The organism is Ewingella sp. S1.OA.A_B6 (assembly GCF_049889095.1).
Classification (GTDB): domain Bacteria; phylum Pseudomonadota; class Gammaproteobacteria; order Enterobacterales; family Enterobacteriaceae; genus Ewingella.
The window spans coordinates 832,606-859,529 of record NZ_JBLJFK010000001.1; the positions used below are offsets into that span (position 1 = coordinate 832,606).

Below are 26,924 nucleotides of genomic sequence, written 5' to 3' on the forward strand. Positions count from 1 at the left end.
TCTCGTAAGATCTCTAACAAAAAGGTCGCCTCAGTGGGCGACCTTTTTACTTTCGGTATTTAATCGAACAAAAAACAACATCAATCTTCGGACATACCGCCAGAATCCACGCTGAAATTACTTCGTCCCTCTGGCAGAGTACGTGACTTGCCTTCATCATCGACCGCCACATAGGTAAATACCGCTTCAGTCGCCCGGTAACGCTGCCCGATGGGCTCAGAAGAGACTTTCTTTACCCAGACTTCCACATTGATGGTGATGGAGCTGTTACCCGTACGAATGCAACGAGCGTAGCAGCACACCACATCACCCACGGCGACGGGTTTCAGGAACGTCATACCATCGACACGTACTGTGACAACGCGACCTTTGGCAATTTCTTTTGCCTGAATCGCTCCGCCCATGTCCATCTGCGACATCAGCCAGCCGCCAAAAATATCGCCATTTGCATTGGTATCCGCAGGCATTGCCAGCGTGCGCAATACCATTTCACCATTGGGTAAGCTCTGTTTATCGTTCATATTGGTCGGCTTCTTGGCTCATCAAAATGAAGGCCCTTCGAAGAGAAAGGCCTATGCGGGAGAATGTTTATTTTTTTTCTTCATCCGGCATGTGCCGGTAAATGTAGACCCCGCTCAGCAGGGTAAATACCAGCGTGAGAGCAGTCAGGCCGAATACTTTGAAATTAACCCAGATTTCTTGCGGTAGCCAGAACGCCACGTAAATATTGGCCAGCCCGCATACCAGAAAGAACAAGGCCCAGCTGAAGTTTAGCTTATTCCAAACATGATCGGGCAACGTTAGCTCTTTGCCCAACATCCGTTGGATCAACGGCTTCTTCATGACCAACTGGCTCACCAGCAGGGCAACGGAGAACAGCACGTAAATCACCGTCACTTTCCATTTAATGAATTCATCATTGTGGAATACCAGCGTCAGTGTGCCGAAAATAGCCACCATGGCGAACGTGATGAGCGTCATCTTTTCGACTTTACGGTATTTAATCCAGGTGAAGATTAGCGCCAGTGCGGTCGCGGCAATCAGCGCGCCGGAGGCGACAAAAATGTCATACATTTTATAAAAAACGAAAAAGACGACCAGGGGAAGAAAATCGAGTAGCTGCTTCATACTTCATTCCATGTTTATTGTATGGTTTGGACTATACCGGAATCATTTCACAGACAAAAGAAAAGGGCGCCAGCGCACCCTTTCAGAGACTATTGATGATATTCAGACACGCAATTTGGAGTAGAGACGGAACAGGTAAATCAGCAACAAAGCTGAAATCAGGTTGCTCAGCGTACTCAACACGACGGTCGCGGCCATGGCGGGCAGAATCGTCAGATGGCTTACCGCCAGCAGGACCAGCATCTTGGCTGCCAGCCAGAACATAATCGCCGGGAATAATAGACGTGCATTGGCGAAGGCCAGCTTGCTGCTGATTTTAATCGACTTAAATACGCCCATTTTCTCAGTGCTGCTGATGACCGGCGCCATAGAAACCGCTACTGCAATCAGTACGCCAGGGACGATAAACAGCGTCAGGCCCAACTGAACCAGCAGCGTACAGACCAGCATCAGCCCTAACAGGCGCGGCAGAATTGGCGCAGAAGCACCAATTGAACGCAGGGCGCTGGTCGTCATGCCATTTGACACCATTTGAATCAGCGTCAGCATCCCACCAACCAGCAACACATTGCCGACGAGTGCAGAGAAGGTTGCTGCAGCTGAGACTTTGAGCAGCACCATCTGCTGTTCCGGTGACATGTTCTGAATAAGTTCCTGCAAGCTCATGCCTGTCGTGCCTGACAGGTCATCACTGGTTGCGCTGAGCAGGCTCAGTTGATCGGCACCAGGGATGAAGAGTTGATTTAAAATGACGGTAATAAATGCGGTCAATAGAGCCAGCAGCAAAATGCTGGTCAGCTGGTTACGCATAAAATTGAAACTGTCACGGTACAACGTGCTGGCCGTGATAGGCATGAACGCTCCTTGGCAAAATAATCGAAAGACAATCAGTCGGGGATTGTACCCTGTAATGTGGCACGGTGGCACCCTGCCAATGATATCTGATTCATTTCTTGTTGTTCAGCCTGTTCAATTGCGAAACGCTAAAAGGGGAACCGTTGTAAAAATGGATAGTAGGATCTTTATTCCTTTGTTTTGATGTAGATCAATTCTTTCTTTTTTAGAGATTTAGATCAGATTGTCGGGGATGCATTTTTCGAAAATTTGTTTTAAAGATGTGATCCCGCATTGATCAAATCCTGGCAAATAGTAGGTATTATTTGCGCGGAAATAATTAATCCATACAAAGGGAAGGGATAATGAAAGCAGCATATTGGGCATTAGTTGCGGCAGCGGCACTTCCGGCAGTTGCGAGTGCACATCAGGCAGGAGATGTGATCTTTCGGGTAGGGACAGCCACTGTGCGGCCAACCGAAGGGTCAGATAACGTACTGGGCCTGGGGTCGTTTGATATTAGCAATAACACTCAGATGGGCATGACTCTTGGTTACATGTTCACCGACAACATTGGGGTGGAGCTGCTTGCGGCCACGCCATTCCAGCATAAAGTTGGACTGCAAAGCACCGGAACGATCGCCGAAGTAAAACAATTACCGCCGTCATTAATGGCTCAGTACTATTTTGGTGATAAGCAGGACAAGTTGCGGCCATACCTCGGTGTGGGTATCAACTACACCACATTCTACGATGCCAAATTCAACCAGACGGGCAGCGATGCCGGGCTGACTGATCTGAGCGTAAAGGATTCCTGGGGTGTGGCAACGCAGGCAGGTCTGGATTACAACCTTGATGACAATTGGCTGATTAACATGTCTGTGTGGTGGATGGATATTGATACTGAAGTTAAGTTCAAAGCCGGTGGTGAGCAGCAAAACATCAACACCCGGATCGACCCATGGGTCTTTATGTTTGGTGCGGGCTATCGTTTCTGATCGTCAGGACAAAAATTAAAGAGGCGCTTTTGCGCCTCTTCGTCTTTAGTTAAACCAATCGAGGGTTTATTTTACGCGAGTATCATTTTCGATGGATTTAACACCAGCCACGCTACGAGTGACTTCAACCGCACGGTTTGCTTCAGCCGGTGAGCTGACAAAACCGCTCAACTGTACACGGCCCTTGAAGGTTTCTACGCTGATTTCACGCGACTTAATGGTTTTATCCGCCAGCAAAGCAGATTTCACTTTGGTGGTGACTACCGTGTCATCCAGATAACCGCCAGTGCCTTCTGATTTCTTAGTTGGCGCACAAGCCGCTACAGCCATGACGACAACAGCTGCCATGCAAAATGCCGACAAAGTCTTGAATAACTTCATAAATAACTCTCCATGCCAAGTTTGAAACTCATTAAATGATGAGTAACGTGTATTTCCCGAACGGAAGCCACAAAAATGAAATGGAACCTGCGGGTAACCCTAATTGTGGTGTAAGTATGGAGGATATACAAATGAAAAACGGTAAAATAAAAACTTAACTCATCCAAATAAACAACGCCTTATCTGCATCATCAAATAAGGCGTTGGAAAGGCTTTCAGCAGAGTCAGGCGCGTGTTGCGGCTTTCATCTCACTGACGAAGCGCGAAAGCTGTGCCAACATTTCTGAGGGCTGATGCAGATTGTTTTCGATGATCCGCACAGTAGCAGATCCGGATATAGCCCCGGCGGCACCCGATGCCAGCGTCTCTTTTACCTGTCCAGGATCCGAAATACCAAAACCCTGCAGCGGTGGAGCTGCGTTATATTCACGCAACTTATTGACCAGATGAGTCAGCGGTGTCAGTGCGCGTTTCTCCGTGCCTGTCACCCCCGCACGAGATAATAAGTAGGTATATCCGCGGCCATGCGAAGAAATTTCCCGCAATAAATCATCAGTGGCGTTTGGCGGGCAGATGAAGATCGGTGCAATGCCATGGCGAATAGCTGCAGCGCGGAAGGGCACTGACTCTTCATAAGGCGCGTCTGCTACCAGCACAGAATCTACACCGACTTCGGCACAGCGCTGATAGAAAGCATCGATACCGTTATGGAAGACCAAATTGGCATACATCAGAAGACCAATTGGGATGTCCGGATGTTTTTCCCGGATACGTGCCAGCATGCCGAAGCACTGCGTTGGCGTGACACCGGCAGCAAACGCACGCAGGTTGGCGTTCTGAATGGTCGGGCCATCTGCCAGCGGATCAGAGAACGGTATGCCCAGCTCCAGTGCATCGGCACCGGCTTCAATCATCGTGTCGATGATTGACAGTGAGAGCTCAACCCCAGGGTCTCCCAGCGTAACGAAAGGAACAAACGCGCCTTCTTTTTTGCTTTCCAGACGTTTGAATAATTGCTGATAACGATCCATTAAATTTCTCCCCGGGCAGTCAGAATGTCATTGACGGTGAAAATATCTTTATCGCCGCGACCGGAAAGATTCACCACAATAATCTGTTCTTTCTGCGGTGTCTCTTTAATCATTTTCAGGGCATAGGCCAGTGCGTGTGAAGACTCAAGGGCCGGTATAATACCCTCATGGCGTGACAACGCTTTAAATGCATCCAACGCCTCATCATCGGTGATTGAAACGTATTCCGCGCGACCAATGCTGTTGAGGTAGGCATGTTGCGGGCCGACGGAAGGAAAATCGAGCCCGGCAGAAATAGAGTATGACTCTTCAATCTGGCCTTCTGACGTTTGCATCATCGGTGATTTCATGCCGAAATAAATCCCGACATGGCCATGTTTCAACGGAGCGCCGTGTTGGCCAGTTTCAATCCCCAGACCCGCAGGCTCGACGCCAATCAGTTTCACGCTGGTATCGTCGATGAAATCGGCAAACATACCGATGGCGTTGGAGCCGCCGCCGACGCAGGCGATGAGCACGTCAGGCAAGCAACCTTCGCGCTCCTGCATTTGCACTTTAGTCTCTTCGCCAATCATGCGCTGGAACTCACGCACAATAGTCGGGTATGGGTGTGGGCCTGCTGCGGTGCCGAGCATATAGTGTGCTTTCTCATAGCTGGCGGACCAGTCGCGCAGCGCCTCGTTGCACGCGTCTTTCAGCGTAGAAGAACCGCTGTGAACTGGGATCACTTCAGCACCCATCAGACGCATACGGAACACGTTAGGTGACTGACGTTCAATATCTTTGGCTCCCATATAAATGCGGCATTTCAGACCAAGTAGCGCACAAGCGAGAGCAGAAGCCACTCCGTGCTGACCTGCACCGGTTTCGGCAATAATCTCAGTTTTGCCCATCCGTTTTGCGAGCAAAGCCTGCCCCAAAACTTGGTTGGTTTTGTGCGCGCCGCCGTGCAATAAATCTTCACGCTTAAGATATAGTTTGGTCTTAGTACCCGCCGTCAGGTTTCTACATAGTGTCAGCGCAGTAGGGCGACCCGCGTAGTTTTTCAGCAGGTCGATGAATTCGGCCTGGAACTCGGGATCGCGCTGCGCGCTGACGAAAGCTTCCTCCAGCTGTGCCAGTGCAGGCATCAGAATTTGTGGCACATACTGGCCGCCAAATTCGCCGAAGTAGGGATTAAGTAAAGTCATGTTATTCCATCCTGTCTGTCAATTTTACGGCGTTGCCGGCTTAAATCAGTAAGCCCGCAGCGTCTGGAATACGGCAGTGATTTTATCGGCATCTTTAATGCCAGGCTCGCGTTCAACGCCGGAGTTGAAATCCAGCCCCGCGCAACCTAATTGAGCAGCATCAACGATGTTATCGGCACGAAGGCCACCGGCGAGTAAAACGTTACTCAAATCCTGTCCCGCCAGTTTGCTCCAGTCAAAACTCTGGCCGGTGCCCCCTTTGCCATTGTCGAGCACATAGCGGTCAACCTGATTCAGATCCCGGACTGGCATCGACCCTTTCACGCTCAGCGCTTTCCAGATCTGACAGCGTTGCGGCAATACTGCACGCAGCCCATCAATATAGGTTTGATCTTCATCGCCATGCAGTTGTACGGCGATCAATTTCAGCGCTTCGGCGATGTTAACCACGTTAACTATTAGCTCATCACGGAATACGCCAACATATTTTAACGGCGCGCCCGACTGCACGATACGAGCTTGCTCAAGGGTGACATAGCGCGGTGACGCGGGGACAAAAATCAGTCCGCCATAAACCGCTCCCTCACTATAGGCTACGGCGGCGTCCTGCTGGCGGGTCAGTCCACAGACTTTGTTGTCGCCCAACATCACGCGGCGAACGGCAGCGGTCAGATCGGTCTCTGACATCAGCGCGCTGCCAATCAAGAAGCCATTAGCGAAACGACCCAGCTCGCGGATCTGAGCATAACTATTGATGCCTGACTCACTGATCACCGTCACGCCGTGTGGTACGCGCGGGGCCAACTGGCGCGTCCGGTCTAAGTCGATAGACAAATCACGCAGGTCGCGGTTATTAATGCCGACCACTTTAGCTTTCAGTTGAACGGCACGCCCCAGTTCCTCTTCATTACTGGCTTCCGTCAGCACGCCCATATGCAGACTGTGCGCCACGGCGGCAAGTTGCACATACTGCTCATCATCAAGAACCGAAAGCATCAGTAAAATCGCATCGGCCTGATAAAAGCGCGCCAGATGGATCTGATAAGGATCAATGATGAAATCTTTGCACAGCACCGGCTGTGTCACGGTTTTGCTCACCAGCGGCAGGAAGTCGAAACTGCCCTGGAAGTATTTCTCATCAGTTAAAACAGAAATGGCGGAGGCGTAATCTTTATAGACGCTGGCGATTTCCACCGGATCGAAGTTATCGCGGATAGTACCTTTAGAGGGTGACGCTTTTTTGCATTCAAGAATGAAGACAGTTTTTGCCCCTCGCAGGGCGTCGTAGAAATTACGCTGGCTGGGTTTTATGTCGTTTTGAAAACTGGCCAGGGGTTGCTGTTCTTTACGTACCGCGATCCAAACTGCTTTATCACGGACAATCTTGTGGAGTACGGTTTCCTGCTGCATCACTTATCCTCTTGCTGCCAATGCAGTAACACGCTGGTAAGCTGCGCCGCTGCGTATTACTTCCAAAGCTTGTTGTGCGTTTTGTTTTAAGTTTTCCTGACCGAAAAGGCGCAGTAACATCGCCACATTGGCGGCCACTGCGGCTTCATGGGCCGGACTTCCTTTACCTTGTAATAAGCGTTCCAGAATGTCACGGTTTTCTTCCGGCTCGCCGCCGAGCAGCGCTTCAATCGGATAATTGTCCAATCCGAAGTCCTGCGGCGTCAGTTCATAGGTGGTGATTTCACCATTTTTCAGCTCCGCCACCCGCGTCGGCGCGTGGATCGCCACTTCATCCATGCCACCACCGTGAACGACTGCTGCACGTTCATAACCCAGGGTCCGCAGCGTTTCGGCAATCGGTTTTACCAACTCTGGGCTGTAAACGCCAATCAGTGCTAACGGTGGACGAGCCGGGTTAATCAGTGGCCCAAGTACGTTGAACAGCGTGCGGGTTTTCAGCGTCTTGCGTACCGGCATCGCGTGGCGGAAACCGGTGTGATATTGCGGCGCAAACAGGAAACAGACGCCCAAATCATCAAGCGCGTCGCGGGATGCTTGCGCTGGCATATCCAGCCGGATGCCAAACGCGGCCAGCAAATCCGATGAACCTGAACGACTCGACACACTGCGGTTACCGTGTTTGGCTACGCGTACACCGCACGCTGCAGCGACAAAGGCGCTCGCGGTCGAAATATTGATGCTGTTAGTGCCGTCACCACCGGTACCGACGATATCAGCAAACTGATAATCGGGGCGCGGAAAAGGTTCGGCGTGAGCCAGCAGTGCCTGAGCAGCACCGGCAATTTCTGCCGGTTGCTCACCGCGTACTTTCATGCTGATCAACGCCGCCGCCAGTTGGGCTGGCTCAAGCTCACCATTCACAATGGCGGTAAATAATTGCTGGCTCTCTTCCTGCGTCATCACCTGAGCGCGATACAGGTTTTCGAGGATGCCGGCGATATCTTGAGTTTGCATAGTCAGCTCCCCGTCTTATGCCAAAGCCCAGGCCAGCGTCTGATCTAACAGACGCGCACCCTGAGAGGTTAAAATGGATTCTGGATGGAACTGGAAACCGCAAACGCGATCTTTATCGTGACGCACGGCCATTACCATGTCGCCATAGCGGGCGTTGACCGTCAACCCGTCAGCGGGTATTTGGCTGCCAACCAGTGAATGATAACGCGCCACCGGCAGCGGATTATTCATTCCGGCGAACATACCTTCGTCATCATGGGTGATCGGGGAAGCCTTACCGTGCAGGATCTCTCCAGCCTGTCCAACATAACCCCCGTAGGCTTCAACAATCGCCTGATGGCCCAAACAAATACCGATGATAGGCAGTTGGCCGCGCAGATGTTTCAGCAGTTCCGGCATACAGCCCGCTTCCGAAGGCGTACCGGGGCCAGGAGAGAGCATCAGTACCGGTTTTTCCAACTGGCTAAGCTTTTCGAGGATCACGTCGGCCGGTATCTGGTTGCGATAAATCACTACGTTGTGACCGCTGGCGCGCAGTTGGTCCACTAGGTTGTAGGTGAAGGAATCTACGTTGTCGATCAATAAAATGTCGGCCATCTTAAAACACCTCTTTGGCATTATGGGCAGTGGCTATAGCACGGAGTACGGCGCGCGCTTTATTGCGGGTTTCGTCAGCTTCGGCCTGCGGCACTGAATCCAGCACGACGCCGCCCCCCGCCTGAACGGTAGCAATGCCGTCTTCGACATAGGCGGAACGGATCACAATGCAGGTATCCAAATCACCCTGCGCTGTAAAGTACCCTACCGCGCCACCATAGCTCCCCCGACGGCTTTTTTCGGAAGCGGCAATCAGCTGCATAGCACGTACTTTCGGTGCACCGGTCAGCGTACCCATGTTCATCACTGCCTGATAGGCGTGGAGCACGTCCAGATCTGCACGAAGTGTTCCCACTACGCGCGAGACCAGATGCATTACAAAGGAATAACGATCAACTTTGGTCAGGTCAGCCACATAGCGGCTGCCCGGCTCACAAATACGCGCCAAATCGTTGCGCGCCAGATCAACCAGCATTAGGTGCTCAGCCAGCTCTTTATGGTCGGTGCGCATTTCCAGTTCGATACGGCTATCGAGATCGCGGTCCAGCGTTCCGTCAGCACGGCGGCCACGTGGACGGGTTCCGGCGATAGGATAAATTTCAATCTGGCGGTTAGTGGCATCATATTTCAGTGCGCTTTCCGGTGAAGCACCAAACAAGGTGAAATCATTGTCCTGCATGAAAAACATATACGGACTTGGATTGTTATTTTTCAGTGTTTCATAGGCCGCCAGCGGAGCAGGGCAAGGCAGGGAGAAACGGCGTGAAGGCACCACCTGGAAAATCTCACCGGCGCGGATGCCTTCTTTCATTTGTTCAACCACGGCACCGAACTGTTCGTCACTCTGATTGACGCTAAGTTTCATGTCCGTCACATCCTTATGCGGAATAGCGTGTGGCGGCAGTTGCAACTGATGTTGCAGTTGTTCGAGGCGTGAATGCAGACGCTGTTTCTCATCGCTGTCCGGTGTGAACAGGCTGGCCTGCAAACGGCTGCTGCGGTTCTGGTGATCGAGAATCAGAAGGGTTTCTGAAAGATAGAAGCAGAAATCCGGGCAGCGCTGATCGGCGCGCAGCTGCGGTAAATCTTCAAACCCGGCGACTAAATCGTAGGCGAACAGACCGCCCAGTAGCATGGCTTCACGCTCTTCCTCGGGTGTTTCCACCACATCAAGAATGCTGCGCAACGCATCAAAGACAGAACGTGAACGCAGACGGGCATCCTCTTCCTGCATCTGATCGATTGGAGGGAAGGTCAGTTCACGGCCGTTAGGGCGAACATCATTGAGCACATCAGCGTGCAGTGCTGCATCCATTAGCGGAAGCAGCGATGCGCCATTGGCAGTCAGCGCCTGAATTGACACGTTATTGCCCAGTGCAGTGATGCGCAGTGCGCTGTCAACAACCAGCAGGCTTTTCAAATTCTGTTTACTGGTGATTTCAGCCGATTCCAGCAATAGGGTGGCCGGACGTGCGCCACAAAGCTGGTGGAAGATGGCCGTCGGATCATCACGATAACTTCCCTGTGCTGTCAGCAGTTCTAAACGAGGTCGTTGAATAGTCATGTTGGTTCCTGAAATTTTGTTCATTGTAGTAATAGAAGACGGCCACAAAAAAGCCCGCAATCAGCGGGCTTCGGGTATCTGCATGGCCTGTTAACAGCTATGCATGATCACACCGCCCGCGAAGGGAAGTGGTGCCACCAGCTGAGTACAGAAATCATTGAAATTTTCATCATCAGATACCCTTCGTTTTATCTTAAACAGAACACTCAACGAGAAACCACATTGTTCTGCGAACTTGCGTACTAGTAAACTAGTTCGCGAGACGTTAGTCAACCCTCTTTTTGAACTTTCTTGTTAAGGATAAACAATCAAACCTGCGTGATATCCCGTTATGCCAGTGATATGTGCGCGCCGTCAAGTCAGATAGGGGTAACCTGCAGACGTTTAACGGGTTATGATAAACGCCGTTTTCAGCAACCGGTTTAATCACTGCTATTTTTATGACTTCAATCGCCACCGATATTCCAGAACTCAGTTCCGCCTTCACCCTCTATGATTTGCACAGCCATACTACCGCCTCTGACGGATATTTATCGCCTGAAGCGCTGGTCGCCCGTGCAGTAGAAATGCGGGTGGGGGTGCTGGCCATTACTGACCATGATACGACTGACGGACTGGCTCGTGCGGCGCAGGCCATTGCCGAAAATAGCCACCCTTTGCAGCTAGTGAGCGGCGTTGAAATCTCCACGTTATGGGAGAATCACGAAATTCATATCGTGGGATTAGGGATCGATCCTGCCCATCCAGCGATGCTGACCTTACTGGCTTCGCAGGCAGCTTTGCGCATAGAACGCGCACAGGAGATGGGCCGCAGACTTGAAAAGGCTCAGGTACAAGGTGCCTGGGAAGGGGCTTTGCGACTGGCACAAGGTGGTGCGGTCACCCGTGCACACTTTGCGCGTTATCTGGTGGAAATAGGCAAGTGCGACAACATCGCACAGGTCTTCAAAAAGTATCTCGTCAAGGGTAAAACAGGCTACGTGCCACCACACTGGTGTACAATAGTACAGGCGATTGAAGCCATTCATCACTCAGGCGGCCAAGCCGTTGTCGCTCATCCGGGACGTTATGGCCTTTCAACAAAATGGCTAAAACGTCTGCTGGGTTATTTTGCCGAACAGGGCGGAGATGCAATGGAAATAGCCCAGTGTCAGCAGGCACCGAATGAACGCAGTCAGCTCGCCGCTTTCGCAAGAGACTACAGTTTACTGGCATCGCAGGGTTCTGATTTTCATCAACCCTGCTCCTGGATAGAACTGGGGCGAAAATTGTGGCTTCCTGCTGGTGTAGAACCCGTGTGGAAAGAGTGGGCGCAGCCTGCACGCATTGCCTCTATTACAGAATGAGTTAAGAAGGGAACTATGAGTCAATTTTTCTATATTCACCCCGAGAACCCGCAGCCGCGTCTGATCAATCAGGCCGTGGATATTTTGCGTAAAGGCGCCGTGATTGTGTACCCGACGGATTCCGGTTATGCGCTGGGTTGCCGTCTGGAAGATAAAAGCGCCATGGAGCGCATTTGCCGCATTCGTCAGTTGGATGGCAATCATAACTTCACGCTGGTATGCCGCGATTTGTCTGAGCTTTCAACGTATGCTTACGTCGATAACGCCGCGTTTCGTCTGATCAAAAACAATACGCCGGGCAACTACACTTTCATTCTGAAAGCGACCAAAGAAGTGCCGCGCCGCCTGATGAGTGAAAAACGTAAAACCATAGGCCTGCGGGTTCCCTCTAACCCGATTGCCTTGGCGCTGTTGGACGTGCTCGGTGAACCGCTGATGTCCACCACGTTGATGCTGCCAGGTAATGATTTTGCCGAATCGGATCCTGACGACATAAAAGATAATATGGGCAAACTTGTGGATCTGATTATTCACGGCGGCACGATTGGCCAGCAGCCGACCACTGTAGTGGATTTGACCGAATCCACCCCTGAAGTGGTGCGTGAAGGGGCTGGCGATCCAACCCCGTTTTTATAATAGTGTATTTATTATTCAGCCCACAGATAGATACAAAAACAGTGTGATTGTGTATAATGGCGGGCTGACTTTTCATAAGTCTTTGTTTTGATAGGTAATGCTGTTATTGCGACGAGAAGTATCGCCTGTATTCCACAGGAATTCCGCAACAGCCACTGGCTTATTTACTGATACTAATTCTGGCGGGCAGGCGATGGGTCACATTGTGCTGCCGGCTCACCCCCGACGCCTGTGAAGGCGACAAATGAGGCTGCTCAATGAGCGAGAAGTATAATTCCCAGAAGCATACAAGCGACAGATCCAAATCAGGCCGTTCGGCCACTGACAAACCAAAAAGCGGAAGAAATTCTGGTGCAGCCAAAGGCCGGCCGGAGCCAACGCGTGCCGAAAAGCGCGGTGAAAAACCCCAGGCTGACAAGGCGCGTACTGATAAGTCACGTAACGACAAATCACGTACTGATAAAGCCCGTCCTGACGCTGCTCGTGGTGACTCCCGGATCGAAAAGTCTCGTATAGAAAAACCGCGCAGTGGCAAACCACGCCCTGAAGGTGCGCGTCCCGAGCGTAACGATAGAGTACGTCCAGACAGCGCCCGCAGTGACAAACCGCGTGGGGATAAATCCCGCAGCGCCAAGCCAAAAGCAGTGTCTGCGGTGCTGAACAACGATGTCGATGCGCCGGAAGATGACGAGCCGAAATACGAAAAGCCTAAAAATGCTCTCGACAGCACCGAAGGTCAGAGCGAGAAGCTGCAAAAAATTCTGGCCCGCGCTGGTCATGGCTCACGCCGTGAAGTGGAAGCTATGTTACAGGCTGGCCGTATCAGCGTTGACGGTAAAATTGCCTCGCTCGGTGATCGTGTAGAAATGGTTGCCGGGACGAAAATTCGTCTTGATGGTCACGTATTGTCGATTATCGAGTCGCAGGATACTGTGTGCCGCGTATTGGCGTACTACAAGCCGGAAGGCGAGTTGTGTACCCGCAGCGATCCGGAAGGCCGTCCGACCGTATTTGACCGCCTGCCAAAAATGCGAGGTTCGCGCTGGGTTGCCGTGGGCCGTCTTGACGTCAACACTTCTGGCCTGCTGCTGTTTACCACTGATGGTGAGTTGGCAAACCGCCTGATGCATCCAAGCCGTGAAGTTGAGCGTGAATACGCCGTGCGCGTGTTTGGCCAGATCGACGACGAAAAAATCAAACAGCTGAGCCGTGGTGTGCAGTTGGAAGATGGCCCTGCTGCATTCCGTAGCATCAAATATCAGGGCGGCGAAGGCGTGAACCAGTGGTACAACGTTACGCTGACCGAAGGCCGTAACCGTGAAGTTCGCCGGTTGTGGGAAGCGGTAGGCGTACAGGTGAGCCGTCTGATCCGCGTTCGCTACGGTGATCTGACCTTGCCTAAAGGCTTGCCTCGCGGTGGCTATAAAGAGTTGGAACTGTCGGAAACTAACTACCTGCGTACGCTGGTGGAGATGCAGGAAGAAACCGTCAGCAAACTGCCGGTTGAGCGTGACCGTCGCCGCGTGAAGGCCAATCAAATCCGCCGCGCCGTGAAGCGTCATACTCAGGTTGCGCCGGCACGCCGAAGCGGTACGCCGTCTAAGCGCAACGGATAAGCTCACAAGCGGAGCGTTATCCCGATAAACCGCGGTCTGTGACTGCGGTTTTTTTTGCCCCGATTTTTGTACGACTGTCAGGAATGTGATGCGGATGGAAACGATATGAGGTTATATCTGGTTCGACATGGTCAGACAAACGCCAATGTGGATGGCGTATTTTGCGGTAGCAGTGACGTGGCGCTGACGGAGATCGGTGTCAGTCAAGCTCAGCATGTGGCGCAACAGTTAGCATCCATCACGCTCGATACTATTATTCATACCGATCTGGCCCGCAGCCGCGCGACTGCAGAAGCGATAGCAGTTGGTCGCGATACGGCGCTGCAAGTTCAGCCACTGTTGCAGGAAATGTGTTTTGGCGAGTGGGAACTGTGCCACCACCGCGATCTGCGGGCATCCGGAGCCGCAGGCTACGATTTATGGTGTGATGACAGGCAAATTGCAGTACCACAGGGTGAGTCTTTTGCAGCTTTCACCCAGCGAATCCGGCGGGCAATGCGTCAGTTGTATCTCATGCCGGCAGAAAGTTGTTTGGCGATCGTCGCACATCAGAGTTCATTAAGCCTGATGCTGGTGATGATGCTGAAATTGGCACCCGCCGATATGTGCCGCTTCCCGTTCAAACAGGGTTGCGTCAGTGAGATTGAGCTCACCAACGGCTCCTGTGTTATTCAGCGTCTTAACGACAGTGGCACTCTCTGAGTGAGTCAATTCGAAAGGGAAAGTGCGGCTCAGGCGGGCGGTTACTACCAGTCTATTCCCTGTTGCGCCATAATTCCGGTGTCAAAAGCATGTTTCACCGGACGCAGTTCGCTCACCGTGTCGGCCAGTTCGAGCAGTTCGCGGTGGCAACCACGGCCCGTGATAATGACTGTCTGATGGGTTGGGCGCGCCTTCAATGCATCGACCACTTCCTGTAGATCCAGATAGCCAAAACTGACCATATAGGTCAGTTCATCAAGCACAACCAGATCCAGCGAGGAATCTGCCAGCATGCGTTTACCATGCTGCCATACGCCCTGACAGGCCTCTGTATCGGTCTCTTTGTTCTGGGTTTCCCAGGTAAACCCGGTGGACATCACCTGAAACTCGACGCCATGCGGTTCCAGCAAGTTTTTCTCGCCGTTGGGCCATTCACCTTTGATGAACTGGATAACGGCAGCACGCTGGCCGTGACCAACGGCTCTCGTCGCGGTGCCAAAGGCTGCCGTAGTCTTGCCTTTCCCGTTACCAGTGAAAACGATCAGGATACCGCGTCGTTCCTGTGCGGCTTCGATACGAGCATCAACCTGCTCTTTGAGTCGCTGTTGTCGCTGTTTATGCCGGACATTACTGCTGTTTTCTTCACTCATTAGACAGGCCTTATTATTCTGCTGGGCCAGCTTTGCGACCAGGTTGTGCATCAAAGCTGGTACCGGTTTTACGACGGCTATCATCACCCATTAAATATAGGTACAGCGGCATAATATCTGCTGGGGTTTTCAGTTTTTTGCTGTCTTCATCTGGAAATGCAGATGCCCGCATAGTAGTGCGTGTTCCACCCGGATTGATGCAGTTAACGCGTAAGTTTGACTGTTTATGCTCTTCGGCTAGCACCTGCATCATGCCTTCGGTAGCAAATTTCGACACTGCGTAGGCTCCCCAGCCGCTGCGGCCTTCGCGGCCGACGCTTGACGTGGTAAAAACCAGTGATGAGTTGGACGATTTCAGTAGCAGGGGCAATAAAACTTGTGTGAGCATAAAGGTTGCGTTGACATTCACCTGCATCACATTGTTCCAGTCTTCGAGTTTAATGTCCGCCATCGGCGTTATCTCACTCAGCAGACCGGCGTTATGCAGTACGCCGTCAAGATGTGGGACCCATTGCGTGATCTGCTCTGCCACGTGTTGGCAATCTTGCTGGCTGGCGGTAAGCAAATCCAAGGTGTAAATCTGTGCCGGGTGATACCCACGCTGCGCGATCTCTTGCTGGACTTGCGCCAGTTTGCTTTCGGTGCGCCCCAGTAAAATAAGTTGTGCACCGAAGCGCGCGTAAGTCAGGGCGGCTTCTCGACCGATACCATCACCAGCGCCGGTGACCAGAATAATACGGCGATTGAGCAGGTCTGATTTTGGATGATAGTGCACAGGGTGTGTCCTCTTGCCTGATTCGGAATGCGGCGCACATGGCGTCTCACATTGTGTCGAAGCGCTTTTGGCGGGAGCAAGATGAATGAAAAACTGGCTCTACCGTCCGTGCGCACTTTGACTAAAATTGGTTCATCACGCGGATCAATACTCGGTTTATATGCCTGAAATGCACATCTGTTTCAACGATTAACCTATATTCTGTAGATTCTTTTGTAACAAAAACGGAACAATACTGCATCCCTTTTTACCTGTCGTCAGGGCAAGTACGGAGAAACCTGCTTTCAATCCTGCTGCCAGCAACACATTCGAACAAGACGTCACGACAGTGATTGTCTAGAATAAGCAGCATCTTATTACCACAGTGTAAAAGGCGGTATGTGTGGATTTATTATCTCTTTATGGTCTGTTTCTGGCCAAAGTTGTCACCGTGGTTATTGCCATCGGAGTGTTAGTGATTTTGGTCGTAGGCCTGAGGCAGCGTAAGTCGCAGAGTAAAGGTGAACTTCATCTGGTGGACTTGGGTGAACAATACCGCGAAATGCAGCGTGAAATGCGTACCGCGCGGCTTAATCCAAGCGAACAAAAGATGAGTATTAAAGCCTTTAAAAAGCAGGAGAAGGCTGAAGCGAAACAAAAAAAATCGCAGGCTAAAACCGGCATATCGAAAAGCAAGCCCTGTCTGTATGTGCTCGATTTCAAAGGCAGTATGGATGCTCATGAAGTGACTTCGCTGCGTGAAGAGATCTCTGCGGTACTCGCCGTTGCCACGCCAGAGGATGAAGTCCTGCTACGTTTGGAAAGTCCCGGCGGTGTGGTTCACGGTTACGGTCTGGCATCTTCCCAATTGGCACGCCTGCGTCAGGGCGGTGTTCGCCTGACGGTTGCGGTGGACAAAGTTGCTGCCAGCGGTGGCTATATGATGGCCTGCGTTGCCGACAGGATCGTGGCGGCACCGTTCGCCATTATTGGCTCCATCGGTGTTGTGGCACAGATCCCTAACTTCAGCCGTTTACTGAAAAAGAACGATATTGATGTTGAACTGCATACCGCCGGCGAGTTTAAACGCACCTTAACGTTGTTTGGTGAAAACACGGAAGAAGGGCGCGAAAAATTTCGTGAGGATCTCAACGAGACGCATGTGCTGTTCAAAGAGTTTGTGCATCAGCACCGTCCCTCACTGGACATTGACAGTGTAGCCACCGGTGAGCACTGGTTTGGTACGCAAGCGCGTGACAAGGGACTGATTGATGCTATTGGCACCAGCGATGATTTGCTGATTGCCGAGATGAAAAATCATGAGGTGATTGCGGTGCGTTACAGTCGTCGTAAACGCATGATGGACAGGTTTACCGGCAGCGCAGCAGAAAGCGCAGATCGTCTGTTCCTGCGCTGGCTGCAACGTAGTCAGAAGCCGTTGCTCTGAGCTTGCTTTATAAATGAATAAAAGGGACAAATGTCCCTTTTATTGCTCATAAAACGGGCGATAAAGCTTCATTACTACTTAGATACCGCTCCGAAAATACGACGCCGATAAATACCACTATATCGGCTGGGAAAAGGTTAATCTTCCAGATGATATTTTTCTGAAAACAGATGCGCCAGATGTTTGAACATATTAAACACGGCCGTGGTTTTCAGCGTAGGTAATCCTTCGTCATCAAGAAAAAAGTCCCCGCCAAAAACCAGCACATTTCCTTTCTGTTCAACCCTGCTGGCGACCATTCCGTGAAGATAATCGCCATGCTCGCGAATGACTTTATTCGCTTCAACCAGTAAAGCTTCCCGGCTAATTGCCGATGTATTTCCGTGCATGTTATTTACTCCCCACTATAATTGCTGCGGTATTGTAATCCTGCCGTGGATAAAACCGCAAATCTGCTAAGGTTATGCAAAATCTTAATTGCGTGTATTTTGTACACATTGGCAAAAAGCACATTAACGTGCTAATTAAGTTGCGTGGCAATTTTTATCAGGTACAGTGTGGGATTTTGTGGCTTTAGGTGGAATATTTTGTTTACGCTTGGTCACTTTTCGTCATCATAAAATGAATTATTCTGCATAAGTTTTACCTTTAAACTTATTTTAAATCAGTAAATTGTGCCTCTGGAAGTCAGTTTGAGCGACGTTTTAAAAAAAAGTGTTGACCTCCTGACTCACTGCCGCAATATAAAAAAAGACGTTACAGTGTGCCGCGGCATAACAAGTTAAAATCTTCTTCTCAGCAGAAGAATAAATTAGGTAAAAGGTAATTATGGGCAAAGCTCTCGTAATAGTTGAGTCCCCGGCAAAAGCCAAAACGATTAATAAGTATTTAGGAAATGACTACGTGGTTAAGTCCAGCGTCGGTCATATCCGTGATTTACCAACCAGTGGTTCCGCCGCTAAAAAAACCGCCAGCTCAACCGAAGAAAAACCAAAGAAAAAAGTAAAAAAGGATGAGAAAACTGCGCTGGTTAATCGAATGGGCGTTGATCCTTACCACGGTTGGGAAGCGCAATACGAAATACTCCCGGGTAAAGAAAAAGTCGTCGCTGAGTTAAAAGCCTTAGCCGAAAAAGCCGACCACATCTATCTCGCAACCGACCTTGACCGCGAAGGAGAGGCGATAGCCTGGCATTTGCGGGAAGTGATTGGTGGTGATGAAAAACGCTTTAGCCGTGTGGTGTTTAACGAAATCACCAAGAATGCGATTCAGAACGCGTTTAAACAACCCGGCGAGCTGAATATTGACCGTGTTAATGCACAGCAGGCGCGTCGCTTTATGGACCGCGTTGTGGGTTATATGGTCTCGCCGTTGTTGTGGAAGAAGATTGCCCGCGGTCTTTCCGCTGGTCGTGTTCAGTCTGTGGCGGTACGCCTGGTGGTTGAGCGCGAAAAAGAGATTAAAGCCTTTGTGCCGGAAGAGTACTGGGAGCTGCATGCAGATTTGTTGGCGAACAAAGACACCGCGCTGCAAATGGAAGTCACGCATCACCTCCAGAAACCGTTTAAACCGGTAAATAAAGAACAAACCCATGCCGCTGTTTCGTTGCTTGAAAAAGCGCGTTACACCGTGGTGGATCGCGAAGACAAGCCGACCAGCAGCAAGCCGGGCGCACCTTTTATTACTTCCACATTGCAACAGGCAGCCAGTACGCGCCTTAGCTTTGGCGTGAAGAAAACCATGATGATGGCACAGCGCCTGTATGAAGCGGGTCATATCACCTACATGCGTACCGATTCTACGAACCTGAGTCAGGATGCGGTAGAAATGGTACGCGGCTATATCGGTGATAATTTCGGCGACAAATACCTGCCGAAAGCCCCTCTGCAGTACAGCAACAAAGAGAACTCACAAGAAGCGCATGAAGCGATTCGTCCTTCTGATGTTGCCGTCGTTTCTGAACAACTGAAAGACATGGAAGCGGACGCACAGCGTTTGTATCAGCTGATCTGGCGCCAGTTTGTTGCCTGTCAGATGACACCTGCGCAGTACGATTCCACTACGCTGACCGTTAAAGCGGCAGACTACTCGCTGCGGGCCAAAGGCCGTACCTTGCGATTTGACGGTTGGACTAAAGTCATGCCCGCACTGCGTAAAGGCGATGAAGACCGCGTGCTGCCGGTGATTGAAGTCGGTACCGAGTTAAGTCTGCAACAGTTGCTGCCAACTCAGCACTTCACCAAGCCGCCTGCGCGTTTCAGCGAAGCGTCTTTGGTGAAAGAGCTCGAAAAACGGGGTATTGGCCGTCCGTCTACCTATGCGTCGATCATTTCGACCATTCAGGACCGCGGCTATGTTCACGTTGAGAACCGTCGTTTTTACGCTGAGAAAATGGGCGAAATCGTCACTGACCGTCTTGAAGACAACTTCCGCGAATTGATGAATTACGATTTTACCGCGCGAATGGAAGATGGCCTCGATCAGGTTGCTAACAACAAGGCTGAATGGAAAACCGTACTGGATGAATTCTTCGCCCAGTTCAGCCATCAGTTAGAGATTGCGGAAAAAGATCCTGAAGAGGGCGGTATGCGCCCTAATCAGATGGTATTGACCAGCATCGAATGCCCGACTTGTAGCCGCCCTATGGGCATTCGTACGGCGAGTACCGGAGTGTTCCTCGGTTGTTCCGGTTATGCATTGCCGCCCAAAGAGCGCTGCAAAACCACCATTAATCTGATCGCTGATGCCGAAATTCTGAATGTCCTGGAAGGTGACGAGGCCGAAACCAACGCACTGCGCGCCAAGCGTCGCTGCGAGAAATGTGGCACGGCAATGGACAGCTACCTGATCGATAACCAGCGTAAATTGCACGTCTGTGGTAATAACCCTGAGTGTGATGGCTACGAAATCGAACAAGGCGAATTCCGCATCAAAGGTTATGACGGCCCGATCGTTGAGTGCGACAAATGTGGTTCTGAGATGCACCTGAAAATGGGGCGTTTCGGGAAATACATGGGTTGTACCAACGATGAGTGCAAAAATACCCGTAAGATTTTACGCAACGGCGATGTGGCGCCACCGAAAGAAGATCCGGTGCCGTTACCTGAGTTGGAGTGTGAAAGATCAGATGCATACTTCGTATTGCGTGATGGCGCAGCTGGCGTCTTCCTGGCGGCCAATACTTTCCCTAAATCGCGTGAAACTCGTGCGCCGTTAGTGGAAGAGTTAGCTCGTTTTAAAGATCGTCTGCCAGAAAAACTCAGCTATTTGGCTGATGCTCCGCAAACCGATCCCGATGGCAACAAAGCGATGGTGCGCTTTAGCCGTAAGACCAAACAGCAATATGTCTCTTCTGAAAAAGAAGATGGCAAGGCCAGTGGCTGGTCAGCGTTTTACGTTGACGGGAAATGGGTCGAAGGCAAAAAATAAGCACACTGTTTTAAGTCGGTTACAAACCTGCAAAAAACCAGCTCATTAAGCTGGTTTTTTTATTGCGTTAAGATCTATCATCGGAATCTATTAGTCCTTTTTGTCAGGAACCCGTGTTGTGTTTGTTGCTTTGCTCAGGACATGCTTGTCACGCTATATATCGGTAGAACGGTTAAATAATTGATGCAATAGTTATATAAAAACTGTTTTTATGCATAAAAATTATCAATAATGCATCGGTAACAAATTTTGCATGAAGACGATTAACGTTGGCGTAATGGGAAAAAATAACAAATTTCCAAACCTTTAAACCGTAGGGTGGACAGGGGTGGCAGGCAGGGTTAATAAACTAGGATGGTGTAACAAATGAAATTGCAGCAACTGCGCTACATCGTTGAGGTTGTTAATCACAATCTGAACGTCTCTTCTACGGCGGAAGGCCTATACACCTCGCAGCCTGGTATCAGTAAGCAAGTCCGTATGCTGGAAGATGAGCTGGGCATCCAGATTTTTACGCGCAGCGGTAAACATCTGACGCAAGTGACGCCTGCCGGGCAGGAAATTATCCGTATCGCCCGCGAAGTGCTGTCGAAAGTGGATGCTATCAAGGCAGTTGCCGGTGAACACACTTATCCTGATAAAGGCTCGCTCTACGTGGCGACCACCCACACACAAGCACGTTATGCACTGCCAAACGTTATCAAAGGCTTCATAGAGCGTTATCCACGTGTTTCCCTGCATATGCATCAGGGTTCACCGACGCAAATCGCTGAGGCGGTTTCAAAGGGTAATGCGGACTTTGCCATCGCGACCGAAGCGCTGCATCTCTATGATGACCTGATCATGCTGCCGTGTTATCACTGGAATCGCACCATTGTCGTTCAGCCCGATCATCCGCTGGCAGGTAAAGATAAAGTCACTATCGAAGAGTTGGCTGCTTATCCGATTGTCACCTACACCTTCGGCTTCACGGGTCGTTCCGAGCTGGACACCGCCTTTAATCGGGCGGGTTTGACGCCTCATATCGTCTTTACTGCGACGGATGCTGACGTGATCAAAACCTATGTGCGTCTCGGCTTGGGTGTTGGGGTGATTGCCAGTATGGCGGTGGACCCGATACAAGATCCGGATCTGGTCACCGTTGACGTCCGCGATATCTTCACCTTCAGCACTACTAAGATCGGTTTTCGTCGCAGTACTTTCCTGCGCAGCTACATGTATGACTTCATTCAACGTTTTGCACCGCATTTGACACGTGATGTCGTCGATACTGCCGTTGCACTGCGTTCAAATGAAGATATCGAAGCGATGTTCAAGGACATCAAGCTGCCGGTGAAATGATGTAACGATAAAAATAACCGCCTGCTTTTGTGCATACATAGAGATCCCGAACGCCCATCAAGGCGGTTGGGATTTTTTTTGCCTGTCTATACTCGCGTTGAACAGTGAAGCGAAATAGCATGAGCACTTTGTGTTGTTATCAAAATGTTAATCATATTTTGTGTTATGTTTAGAAGAGGACTTATACACTGTCAGGTTATTGCATAAGACCTGTATTGATTGCAACCCATTGAAATAAAAGTAGTCTGAAAGCTAAGCGTGATAATAAGGAGAAGCTATGTCGTCGGATCTTCGGAAGAATAGTCAGGATAAGCTGGCAACCCTCGATAAGGAATATCACTATTACAGTCTGCCGAAAGCGGCGCAAAAGCTGGGTGATATTCAACGCCTGCCTAAATCCCTCAAAGTTCTGCTCGAAAACCTGCTGCGTAACATTGATGGTGACACTGTCACCGAAGATGATTTGCAAGCGTTGGTCGACTGGCAGCTAACAGGCCATGCCGATCGTGAAATCGCCTACCGTCCTGCCCGAGTACTTATGCAAGATTTCACCGGCGTTCCGGCGGTTGTCGATCTCGCTGCCATGCGCCAGGCAGTAAAGCGTTTGGGCGGCAATGTGGAACAGGTCAATCCACTTACCCCTGTTGATTTAGTCATTGATCACTCGGTCACGGTCGATGAATACGGTGACAGTAAAGCGTTCGACGAGAATGTCCGTCTGGAGATGGAGCGCAACCATGAACGCTATATTTTCCTGCGCTGGGGGCAAAAAGCCTTCAACCGTTTCCGCGTCGTACCACCGGGCACCGGCATTTGCCATCAGGTAAACCTCGAATATTTGGGGCAGACGGTATGGCATGAAGACATTGACGGTAAAACCGTGGCCTATCCCGATACCTTAGTGGGCACCGACTCCCATACCACCATGATCAACGGTCTTGGTATCTTGGGCTGGGGCGTGGGCGGGATTGAAGCCGAAGCGGCGATGTTGGGCCAGCCGGTATCGATGCTGATCCCTGATGTGGTCGGTTTTAAACTGACCGGCAAGCTCAGTGAAGGGATCACCGCCACCGACCTGGTGCTGACCGTGACCCAGATGTTGCGTAAACATGGTGTTGTAGGGAAATTTGTCGAATTTTACGGTGATGGCCTGGCGGACTTGCCGCTGGCTGACCGTGCGACTATCGCCAATATGTCACCAGAATTTGGCGCAACCTGCGGCTTCTTCCCGGTCGATGAAGTCACCTTGAGCTATATGAAACTCAGCGGGCGCAGCGACGAGCAAATCGCGTTGGTTGAGGCCTACAGCCGTGCACAGGGGCTGTGGCGAAATGAAGGTGACGAGCCCGTATTTACCAGCTCGTTGGAACTGAATATGGGGCTGGTGGAATCTAGCCTTGCGGGGCCGAAACGTCCGCAAGACCGTGTCGCATTGCCTAACGTGCCAAACGCGTTTAACGCTGCCACTGAGCTAGAAATTGGCAATGCCAAAGGCAAACAGACGCAGTCAGAAAGCTTTATTCTCGACGGACAGCATCACCAGTTGACAACTGGCGCTGTAGTCATTGCGGCTATTACCTCTTGTACTAATACGTCTAACCCGAGCGTGCTGATGGCCGCCGGGCTACTGGCGAAACATGCTGCTGAAAAAGGCCTGACCAGTAAGCCGTGGGTGAAAACTTCACTGGCGCCAGGCTCCAAAGTCGTGACCGAATATCTCAACGCTGCCGGACTGATGCCATATCTGGAGAAACTGGGTTTCAATCTGGTAGGTTACGGCTGTACCACCTGTATTGGTAACTCCGGGCCGCTGGCCGATCCCATCGAAGCAGCGATCAAAGAGGGTGACCTTACTGTCGGCGCAGTGCTCTCGGGTAACCGTAATTTCGAAGGACGTATTCACCCACTGATCAAAACTAACTGGCTGGCCTCGCCGCCGCTGGTGGTGGCCTATGCGTTGGCAGGTAACATGAAAGTGGACCTGACGCATGACCCGCTCGGCGAAGATCAGGATGGAAAGCCGGTCTATCTGAAAGATATCTGGCCATCGTCAAACGAGATTGCCAAAGCGGTAGAACAGGTAAAAACCGACATGTTCCACCGGGAGTACGCCGAAGTCTTCAATGGTGATGCGAACTGGCAGGCTATTAAGGTCGATGGAACGCCGACCTACGCATGGCAGGAGGATTCCACCTATATTCGCCACCCACCGTTCTTTAGCAACATGAAAGCCGAGCCTGATGCTATCGAGGATATCTGCGATGCGCGTATTCTGGCGATCCTGGCCGACTCAGTAACGACCGACCACATTTCCCCGGCGGGTAATATCAAAGCGGAAAGTCCTGCTGGTCGCTATCTTACGCAACATGGCGTTGAGCCTAAGGCGTTTAACTCCTATGGTTCACGTCGTGGTAACCATGAAGTCATGATGCGCGGTACTTTTGCTAACATCCGTATCCGCAACGAAATGGTACCGGGTGTAGAAGGGGGCTTTACCCGGCATATTCCGTCACAGGAACAGCTGGCAATTTATGACGCGGCGATGCGCTATCAGCATGAGGGCGTGCCGACAGCGGTGATTGCTGGTAAAGAATATGGCTCAGGCTCCAGCCGTGACTGGGCGGCGAAAGGCCCACGTCTGCTGGGCGTGCGGGTAGTGATTGCCGAATCTTTCGAGCGTATTCACCGTTCGAACCTTATCGGTATGGGCATTCTTCCGCTGGAGTTCCCGCAGGGTGTGACGCGCAAAACGCTGAAGCTGACCGGTGATGAAACCATCAGTATCAGCGGTATGCAGTCTTTAAAGCCGGCTCAGACTGTACCGGTGCACATCACCTATGCCGATGGTCATACCGAAGTCGTCGATGCCCGCTGCCGTATCGATACTGGCAATGAGCTGACGTACTTCGAAAACGGCGGTATTTTGCACTATGTGATCCGCAAGATGTTGTGATCCATAAAATGCAATGATCCGAAAAATACACAGATGTGTGAAGGGCTGTAATAGGAAAATTGAAGATGAAAGGCACTGAAAATGGTGCCTTTCGTTTTTATTGAAAGAGGTTACTGATCGAGCAGATGACCCATCTTGGCGGCTTTGGTCGCCAGATACCGCTCATTTTTCGGGTTCTTGCCAACGATAAGCGGAACGCGTTCAACGATGTTGATACCGGCTTCGCTCAGGATCTCGACCTTTTTCGGATTGTTAGTCAGCAGCCGTACAGCCTGCACGCCCAGCAGCTTATACATATCGGCACAGAGGGTGAAGTCACGCTCATCAGCGGCGAAACCCAACTGATGGTTAGCTTCGACCGTGTCATAACCTTTATCTTGCAGGGCATAGGCGCGTATTTTATTTAGCATACCAATATTACGGCCTTCCTGGCGGTGATACATCAGGATCCCACGGCCTTCTTCGGCAATGTGACTCAGCGCGGCTTCCAGTTGAAAACCACAGTCGCAACGCAGGCTGAATAATGCATCGCCGGTCAGACACTCGGAATGAACGCGAGACAGCACGGGTGTATCACCGGTGATATCACCGAAAACTAATGCCAGATGATCGTGACCTGTTGCCAGCTCTTCAAATCCCACCATCAGGAAATCGCCCCATGGCGTAGGCAGTTTGGCTTCTGCCACTCTTTTCAGCTGCATTTTATGCTCCGTTACTCTTCGTTCCTCAAGCTGCAGCGGTGTTAGCTACGCTTATTTACCTGAATCACATGCCCGAATGAGGTGAGTATTGTTTATTAACGTTTAGTATTTTATTCGCTGTTGCGCATCCTACGTTCAGATGCCTGAATTGACCAGCACAAAAGCTTTCGCACACAGAGTTCACAACAATTAAGGCACTATTTTGCCATAAAAATGTCGATTCTTTAGCCTGAATATTTGAATCAATCTTTCAAATATCATGAGGTATATCTGCTTCTTCAACGGGGATTTTTTATTGGATGTTAAGGTGTTACAAGATTGCTACACTACGACTCTTTGACTTTTTTTGAGGGCGTCCATGTACCCTATTGTCAGGCGTGTCATTATTGGCACACTCATTTTATTAGCTATGCCCGCGGTAGTATGGGCCAGTGGCTGGCTATGGATCCCCGGTCAGAATCCATTGATTCTTCGTCCGTTGTTTTGGGTGACGGAAACAGTCAGCAAACCCTGGGGAATTATCACCACCATAATCTTGTGCGCGTGGTTCCTTTGGTGCCTGAGGTTTCGTCTTAAAGCCGCCGTGGTATTGGTGTTCATTCTGGCCGCTGCCATTGTAGTCGGTCAGTACGTAAAAGATTTCATTAAAGGGCAAGTAAAAGAGCCAAGACCCTACGTGGCTTGGTTAGGGACTTACCATGAAATGGATGTGCTTGAGTTCTATGCCATGAAGGGTAAGGCGCGAGGCAATGAGGTTAAAGCACTGCTTGGCGATGATGCCAGTCTGCCGCACTGGCTGAAAAAAAGCTGGCAAAATGATACCGGATACGCATTTCCATCGGGACATACCATGTTTGCCGCCACTTGGGCGCTGCTGGCGTTGGGTATTCTATGGCCACGTCGGCACTTTAAAACCGTGATCTTTATGATGAGCTGGGCGGTGATAGTGATGGGCAGTCGTCTGATCCTCGGCATGCATTGGCCGCGTGATTTAATGGCATCAGTAGGTATAAGCGCCATACTGGTGGTGCTCGCGTGCTGGTTGACCGAACGGTTTATTGGTCCGCTGACACCGCCGGCATTGGAAAGACAAGAAATCGCTGGGCGCGAAGGTGATGGGGTAGAATAATCGGACCGGGATACCGGTTTCGGTACCGTGCCCAACCGGCAGATCCTTTAAAATCAAGCAAGTCGTCCCC

The 26,924-nt window shown here is 50.9% G+C and carries 22 protein-coding genes, 1 pseudogene and 1 other annotated feature; of the genes and pseudogenes, 10 read left to right on the top strand and 13 right to left on the bottom strand.

The genetic code is table 11. The features are described 5' to 3' along the window. Positions 1-80 precede the first annotated feature (80 nt). From yciA to ACMV8I_RS04110, 3 genes are all read right to left on the bottom strand, one after another. Positions 81-521, bottom strand: coding sequence for an acyl-CoA thioester hydrolase YciA (yciA, locus tag ACMV8I_RS04100; RefSeq protein ID WP_498863918.1), 441 nt, complete (start codon positions 519-521; stop codon positions 81-83). 67 nt (positions 522-588) lie between these two features. Further along, positions 589-1,128 (bottom strand): septation protein A, encoded by a 540-nt coding sequence (locus ACMV8I_RS04105; RefSeq protein ID WP_498863919.1) that lies wholly within the window; start codon positions 1,126-1,128, stop codon positions 589-591. Between the two features lie 102 nt (positions 1,129-1,230). Then, positions 1,231-1,983 (bottom strand): YciC family protein, encoded by a 753-nt coding sequence (locus ACMV8I_RS04110; protein WP_498863920.1) that lies wholly within the window; start codon positions 1,981-1,983, stop codon positions 1,231-1,233. Between the two features lie 344 nt (positions 1,984-2,327). Between ACMV8I_RS04110 and ompW the strand changes: the two genes are divergently transcribed. After that, entirely contained in the window at positions 2,328-2,960 is a 633-nt protein-coding gene (ompW, locus tag ACMV8I_RS04115; protein ID WP_498863921.1) for an outer membrane protein OmpW, read from the top strand. A gap of 66 nt (positions 2,961-3,026) precedes the next feature. Here ompW and ACMV8I_RS04120 read toward each other — a convergent pair whose 3' ends face one another. From ACMV8I_RS04120 to ACMV8I_RS04145, 6 genes and pseudogenes are all read right to left on the bottom strand, one after another. Further along, positions 3,027-3,341 (bottom strand): BON domain-containing protein, encoded by a 315-nt coding sequence (locus tag ACMV8I_RS04120; RefSeq protein WP_498863922.1) that lies wholly within the window; start codon positions 3,339-3,341, stop codon positions 3,027-3,029. A 224-nt stretch (positions 3,342-3,565) separates the two neighbouring features. Continuing rightward, positions 3,566-4,372, bottom strand: a complete 807-nt coding sequence (gene trpA / locus ACMV8I_RS04125; RefSeq protein ID WP_498863923.1) for a tryptophan synthase subunit alpha — start codon at positions 4,370-4,372, stop codon at positions 3,566-3,568. Further along, on the bottom strand, positions 4,372-5,562 hold the full coding sequence (gene trpB, locus ACMV8I_RS04130; RefSeq protein ID WP_498863924.1) for a tryptophan synthase subunit beta: 1,191 nt from the start codon (positions 5,560-5,562) through the stop codon (positions 4,372-4,374). Before trpB ends, trpA begins: the two co-directional genes overlap by 1 nt. A gap of 45 nt (positions 5,563-5,607) precedes the next feature. Then, positions 5,608-6,972 (bottom strand): bifunctional indole-3-glycerol-phosphate synthase TrpC/phosphoribosylanthranilate isomerase TrpF, encoded by a 1,365-nt coding sequence (gene trpCF / locus ACMV8I_RS04135; RefSeq protein ID WP_498863925.1) that lies wholly within the window; start codon positions 6,970-6,972, stop codon positions 5,608-5,610. 3 nt (positions 6,973-6,975) lie between these two features. Further along, positions 6,976-8,586 (bottom strand): annotated as a pseudogene (trpD, locus tag ACMV8I_RS04140) (bifunctional anthranilate synthase glutamate amidotransferase component TrpG/anthranilate phosphoribosyltransferase TrpD). Between the two features lies 1 nt (position 8,587). Further along, complete coding sequence (locus ACMV8I_RS04145; RefSeq protein WP_498863926.1) at positions 8,588-10,150, bottom strand: anthranilate synthase component 1; 1,563 nt, start codon at positions 10,148-10,150, stop codon at positions 8,588-8,590. A gap of 44 nt (positions 10,151-10,194) precedes the next feature. Then, positions 10,195-10,296 (bottom strand) — a sequence feature (Trp leader region). Positions 10,297-10,590: 294 nt separating this feature from the next. Here ACMV8I_RS04145 and rnm point away from each other — a divergent pair. From rnm to ACMV8I_RS04165, 4 genes are all read left to right on the top strand, one after another. Next, a complete protein-coding gene (gene rnm / locus ACMV8I_RS04150; protein ID WP_498863927.1) occupies positions 10,591-11,496 on the top strand; it encodes an RNase RNM in 906 nt (301 codons plus the stop codon). 15 nt (positions 11,497-11,511) lie between these two features. Further along, positions 11,512-12,132: an L-threonylcarbamoyladenylate synthase gene (locus tag ACMV8I_RS04155; protein ID WP_498863928.1), complete on the top strand. Its 621-nt coding sequence runs from the start codon at positions 11,512-11,514 to the stop codon at positions 12,130-12,132. Positions 12,133-12,881: 749 nt separating this feature from the next. Continuing rightward, entirely contained in the window at positions 12,882-13,748 is an 867-nt protein-coding gene (rluB, locus tag ACMV8I_RS04160; protein WP_498864713.1) for a 23S rRNA pseudouridine(2605) synthase RluB, read from the top strand. 105 nt (positions 13,749-13,853) lie between these two features. After that, entirely contained in the window at positions 13,854-14,450 is a 597-nt protein-coding gene (locus ACMV8I_RS04165) for a histidine phosphatase family protein (RefSeq protein WP_498863929.1), read from the top strand. Between the two features lie 44 nt (positions 14,451-14,494). On the opposite strand, the gene cobO is transcribed toward ACMV8I_RS04165, so the two are convergent. Both cobO and ACMV8I_RS04175 read right to left on the bottom strand, forming a co-directional pair. Beyond that, positions 14,495-15,100 (bottom strand): cob(I)yrinic acid a,c-diamide adenosyltransferase, encoded by a 606-nt coding sequence (gene cobO, locus ACMV8I_RS04170; RefSeq protein WP_498863930.1) that lies wholly within the window; start codon positions 15,098-15,100, stop codon positions 14,495-14,497. Between the two features lie 13 nt (positions 15,101-15,113). Then, positions 15,114-15,875, bottom strand: a complete 762-nt coding sequence (locus tag ACMV8I_RS04175) for a YciK family oxidoreductase (protein WP_498863931.1) — start codon at positions 15,873-15,875, stop codon at positions 15,114-15,116. A gap of 382 nt (positions 15,876-16,257) precedes the next feature. Between ACMV8I_RS04175 and sohB the strand changes: the two genes are divergently transcribed. Further along, the gene (gene sohB, locus ACMV8I_RS04180) at positions 16,258-17,301 is read left to right on the top strand and encodes a protease SohB (protein WP_498863932.1); all 1,044 of its coding nucleotides are present in this window, start codon (positions 16,258-16,260) and stop codon (positions 17,299-17,301) included. 137 nt (positions 17,302-17,438) lie between these two features. On the opposite strand, the gene ACMV8I_RS04185 is transcribed toward sohB, so the two are convergent. Beyond that, positions 17,439-17,690 carry a YciN family protein gene (locus ACMV8I_RS04185; protein WP_498863933.1) on the bottom strand — a complete coding sequence of 84 codons (252 nt, stop codon included), beginning with the start codon at positions 17,688-17,690 and terminating at the stop codon, positions 17,439-17,441. A gap of 439 nt (positions 17,691-18,129) precedes the next feature. On the opposite strand from ACMV8I_RS04185, the gene topA reads away from it, so the two are divergent. The 3 genes from topA to acnA all read left to right on the top strand — a co-directional run bounded on the left by topA (position 18,130) and on the right by acnA (position 25,024). Further along, positions 18,130-20,730: a type I DNA topoisomerase gene (gene topA / locus ACMV8I_RS04190; protein WP_498863934.1), complete on the top strand. Its 2,601-nt coding sequence runs from the start codon at positions 18,130-18,132 to the stop codon at positions 20,728-20,730. 366 nt (positions 20,731-21,096) lie between these two features. Continuing rightward, on the top strand, positions 21,097-22,071 hold the full coding sequence (gene cysB, locus ACMV8I_RS04195) for an HTH-type transcriptional regulator CysB (protein ID WP_498863935.1): 975 nt from the start codon (positions 21,097-21,099) through the stop codon (positions 22,069-22,071). A 277-nt stretch (positions 22,072-22,348) separates the two neighbouring features. Then, entirely contained in the window at positions 22,349-25,024 is a 2,676-nt protein-coding gene (gene acnA, locus ACMV8I_RS04200) for an aconitate hydratase AcnA (RefSeq protein ID WP_498863936.1), read from the top strand. A gap of 110 nt (positions 25,025-25,134) precedes the next feature. Here acnA and ribA read toward each other — a convergent pair whose 3' ends face one another. Beyond that, positions 25,135-25,725 carry a GTP cyclohydrolase II gene (ribA, locus tag ACMV8I_RS04205; RefSeq protein WP_498863937.1) on the bottom strand — a complete coding sequence of 197 codons (591 nt, stop codon included), beginning with the start codon at positions 25,723-25,725 and terminating at the stop codon, positions 25,135-25,137. Between the two features lie 358 nt (positions 25,726-26,083). Here ribA and pgpB point away from each other — a divergent pair, with 358 nt between their 5' ends. Beyond that, positions 26,084-26,854, top strand: a complete 771-nt coding sequence (gene pgpB / locus ACMV8I_RS04210) for a phosphatidylglycerophosphatase B (RefSeq protein WP_498863938.1) — start codon at positions 26,084-26,086, stop codon at positions 26,852-26,854. Positions 26,855-26,924: the final 70 nt, after the last annotated feature.

Bases quoted from the DNA above. Each gene is read 5' to 3' on its own strand.
- rnm (WP_498863927.1), top strand. From the start codon at position 10,591: ATGACTTCAATCGCCACCGATATTCCAGAACTCAGTTCCGCCTTCACC.
- acnA (WP_498863936.1), top strand. From the start codon at position 22,349: ATGTCGTCGGATCTTCGGAAGAATAGTCAGGATAAGCTGGCAACCCTC.
- trpA (WP_498863923.1), bottom strand. From the start codon at position 4,372: ATGGATCGTTATCAGCAATTATTCAAACGTCTGGAAAGCAAAAAAGAA.
- ACMV8I_RS04155 (WP_498863928.1), top strand. From the start codon at position 11,512: ATGAGTCAATTTTTCTATATTCACCCCGAGAACCCGCAGCCGCGTCTG.
- topA (WP_498863934.1), top strand. From the start codon at position 18,130: ATGGGCAAAGCTCTCGTAATAGTTGAGTCCCCGGCAAAAGCCAAAACG.
- ACMV8I_RS04120 (WP_498863922.1), bottom strand. From the start codon at position 3,341: ATGAAGTTATTCAAGACTTTGTCGGCATTTTGCATGGCAGCTGTTGTC.
- ompW (WP_498863921.1), top strand. From the start codon at position 2,328: ATGAAAGCAGCATATTGGGCATTAGTTGCGGCAGCGGCACTTCCGGCA.
- ribA (WP_498863937.1), bottom strand. From the start codon at position 25,725: ATGCAGCTGAAAAGAGTGGCAGAAGCCAAACTGCCTACGCCATGGGGC.
- trpB (WP_498863924.1), bottom strand. From the start codon at position 5,562: ATGACTTTACTTAATCCCTACTTCGGCGAATTTGGCGGCCAGTATGTG.
- ACMV8I_RS04185 (WP_498863933.1), bottom strand. From the start codon at position 17,690: ATGCACGGAAATACATCGGCAATTAGCCGGGAAGCTTTACTGGTTGAA.
- cobO (WP_498863930.1), bottom strand. From the start codon at position 15,100: ATGAGTGAAGAAAACAGCAGTAATGTCCGGCATAAACAGCGACAACAG.
- ACMV8I_RS04105 (WP_498863919.1), bottom strand. From the start codon at position 1,128: ATGAAGCAGCTACTCGATTTTCTTCCCCTGGTCGTCTTTTTCGTTTTT.
- ACMV8I_RS04165 (WP_498863929.1), top strand. From the start codon at position 13,854: ATGAGGTTATATCTGGTTCGACATGGTCAGACAAACGCCAATGTGGAT.
- ACMV8I_RS04145 (WP_498863926.1), bottom strand. From the start codon at position 10,150: ATGACTATTCAACGACCTCGTTTAGAACTGCTGACAGCACAGGGAAGT.
- yciA (WP_498863918.1), bottom strand. From the start codon at position 521: ATGAACGATAAACAGAGCTTACCCAATGGTGAAATGGTATTGCGCACG.
- ACMV8I_RS04110 (WP_498863920.1), bottom strand. From the start codon at position 1,983: ATGCCTATCACGGCCAGCACGTTGTACCGTGACAGTTTCAATTTTATG.
- trpCF (WP_498863925.1), bottom strand. From the start codon at position 6,972: ATGCAGCAGGAAACCGTACTCCACAAGATTGTCCGTGATAAAGCAGTT.
- cysB (WP_498863935.1), top strand. From the start codon at position 21,097: ATGAAATTGCAGCAACTGCGCTACATCGTTGAGGTTGTTAATCACAAT.
- pgpB (WP_498863938.1), top strand. From the start codon at position 26,084: ATGTACCCTATTGTCAGGCGTGTCATTATTGGCACACTCATTTTATTA.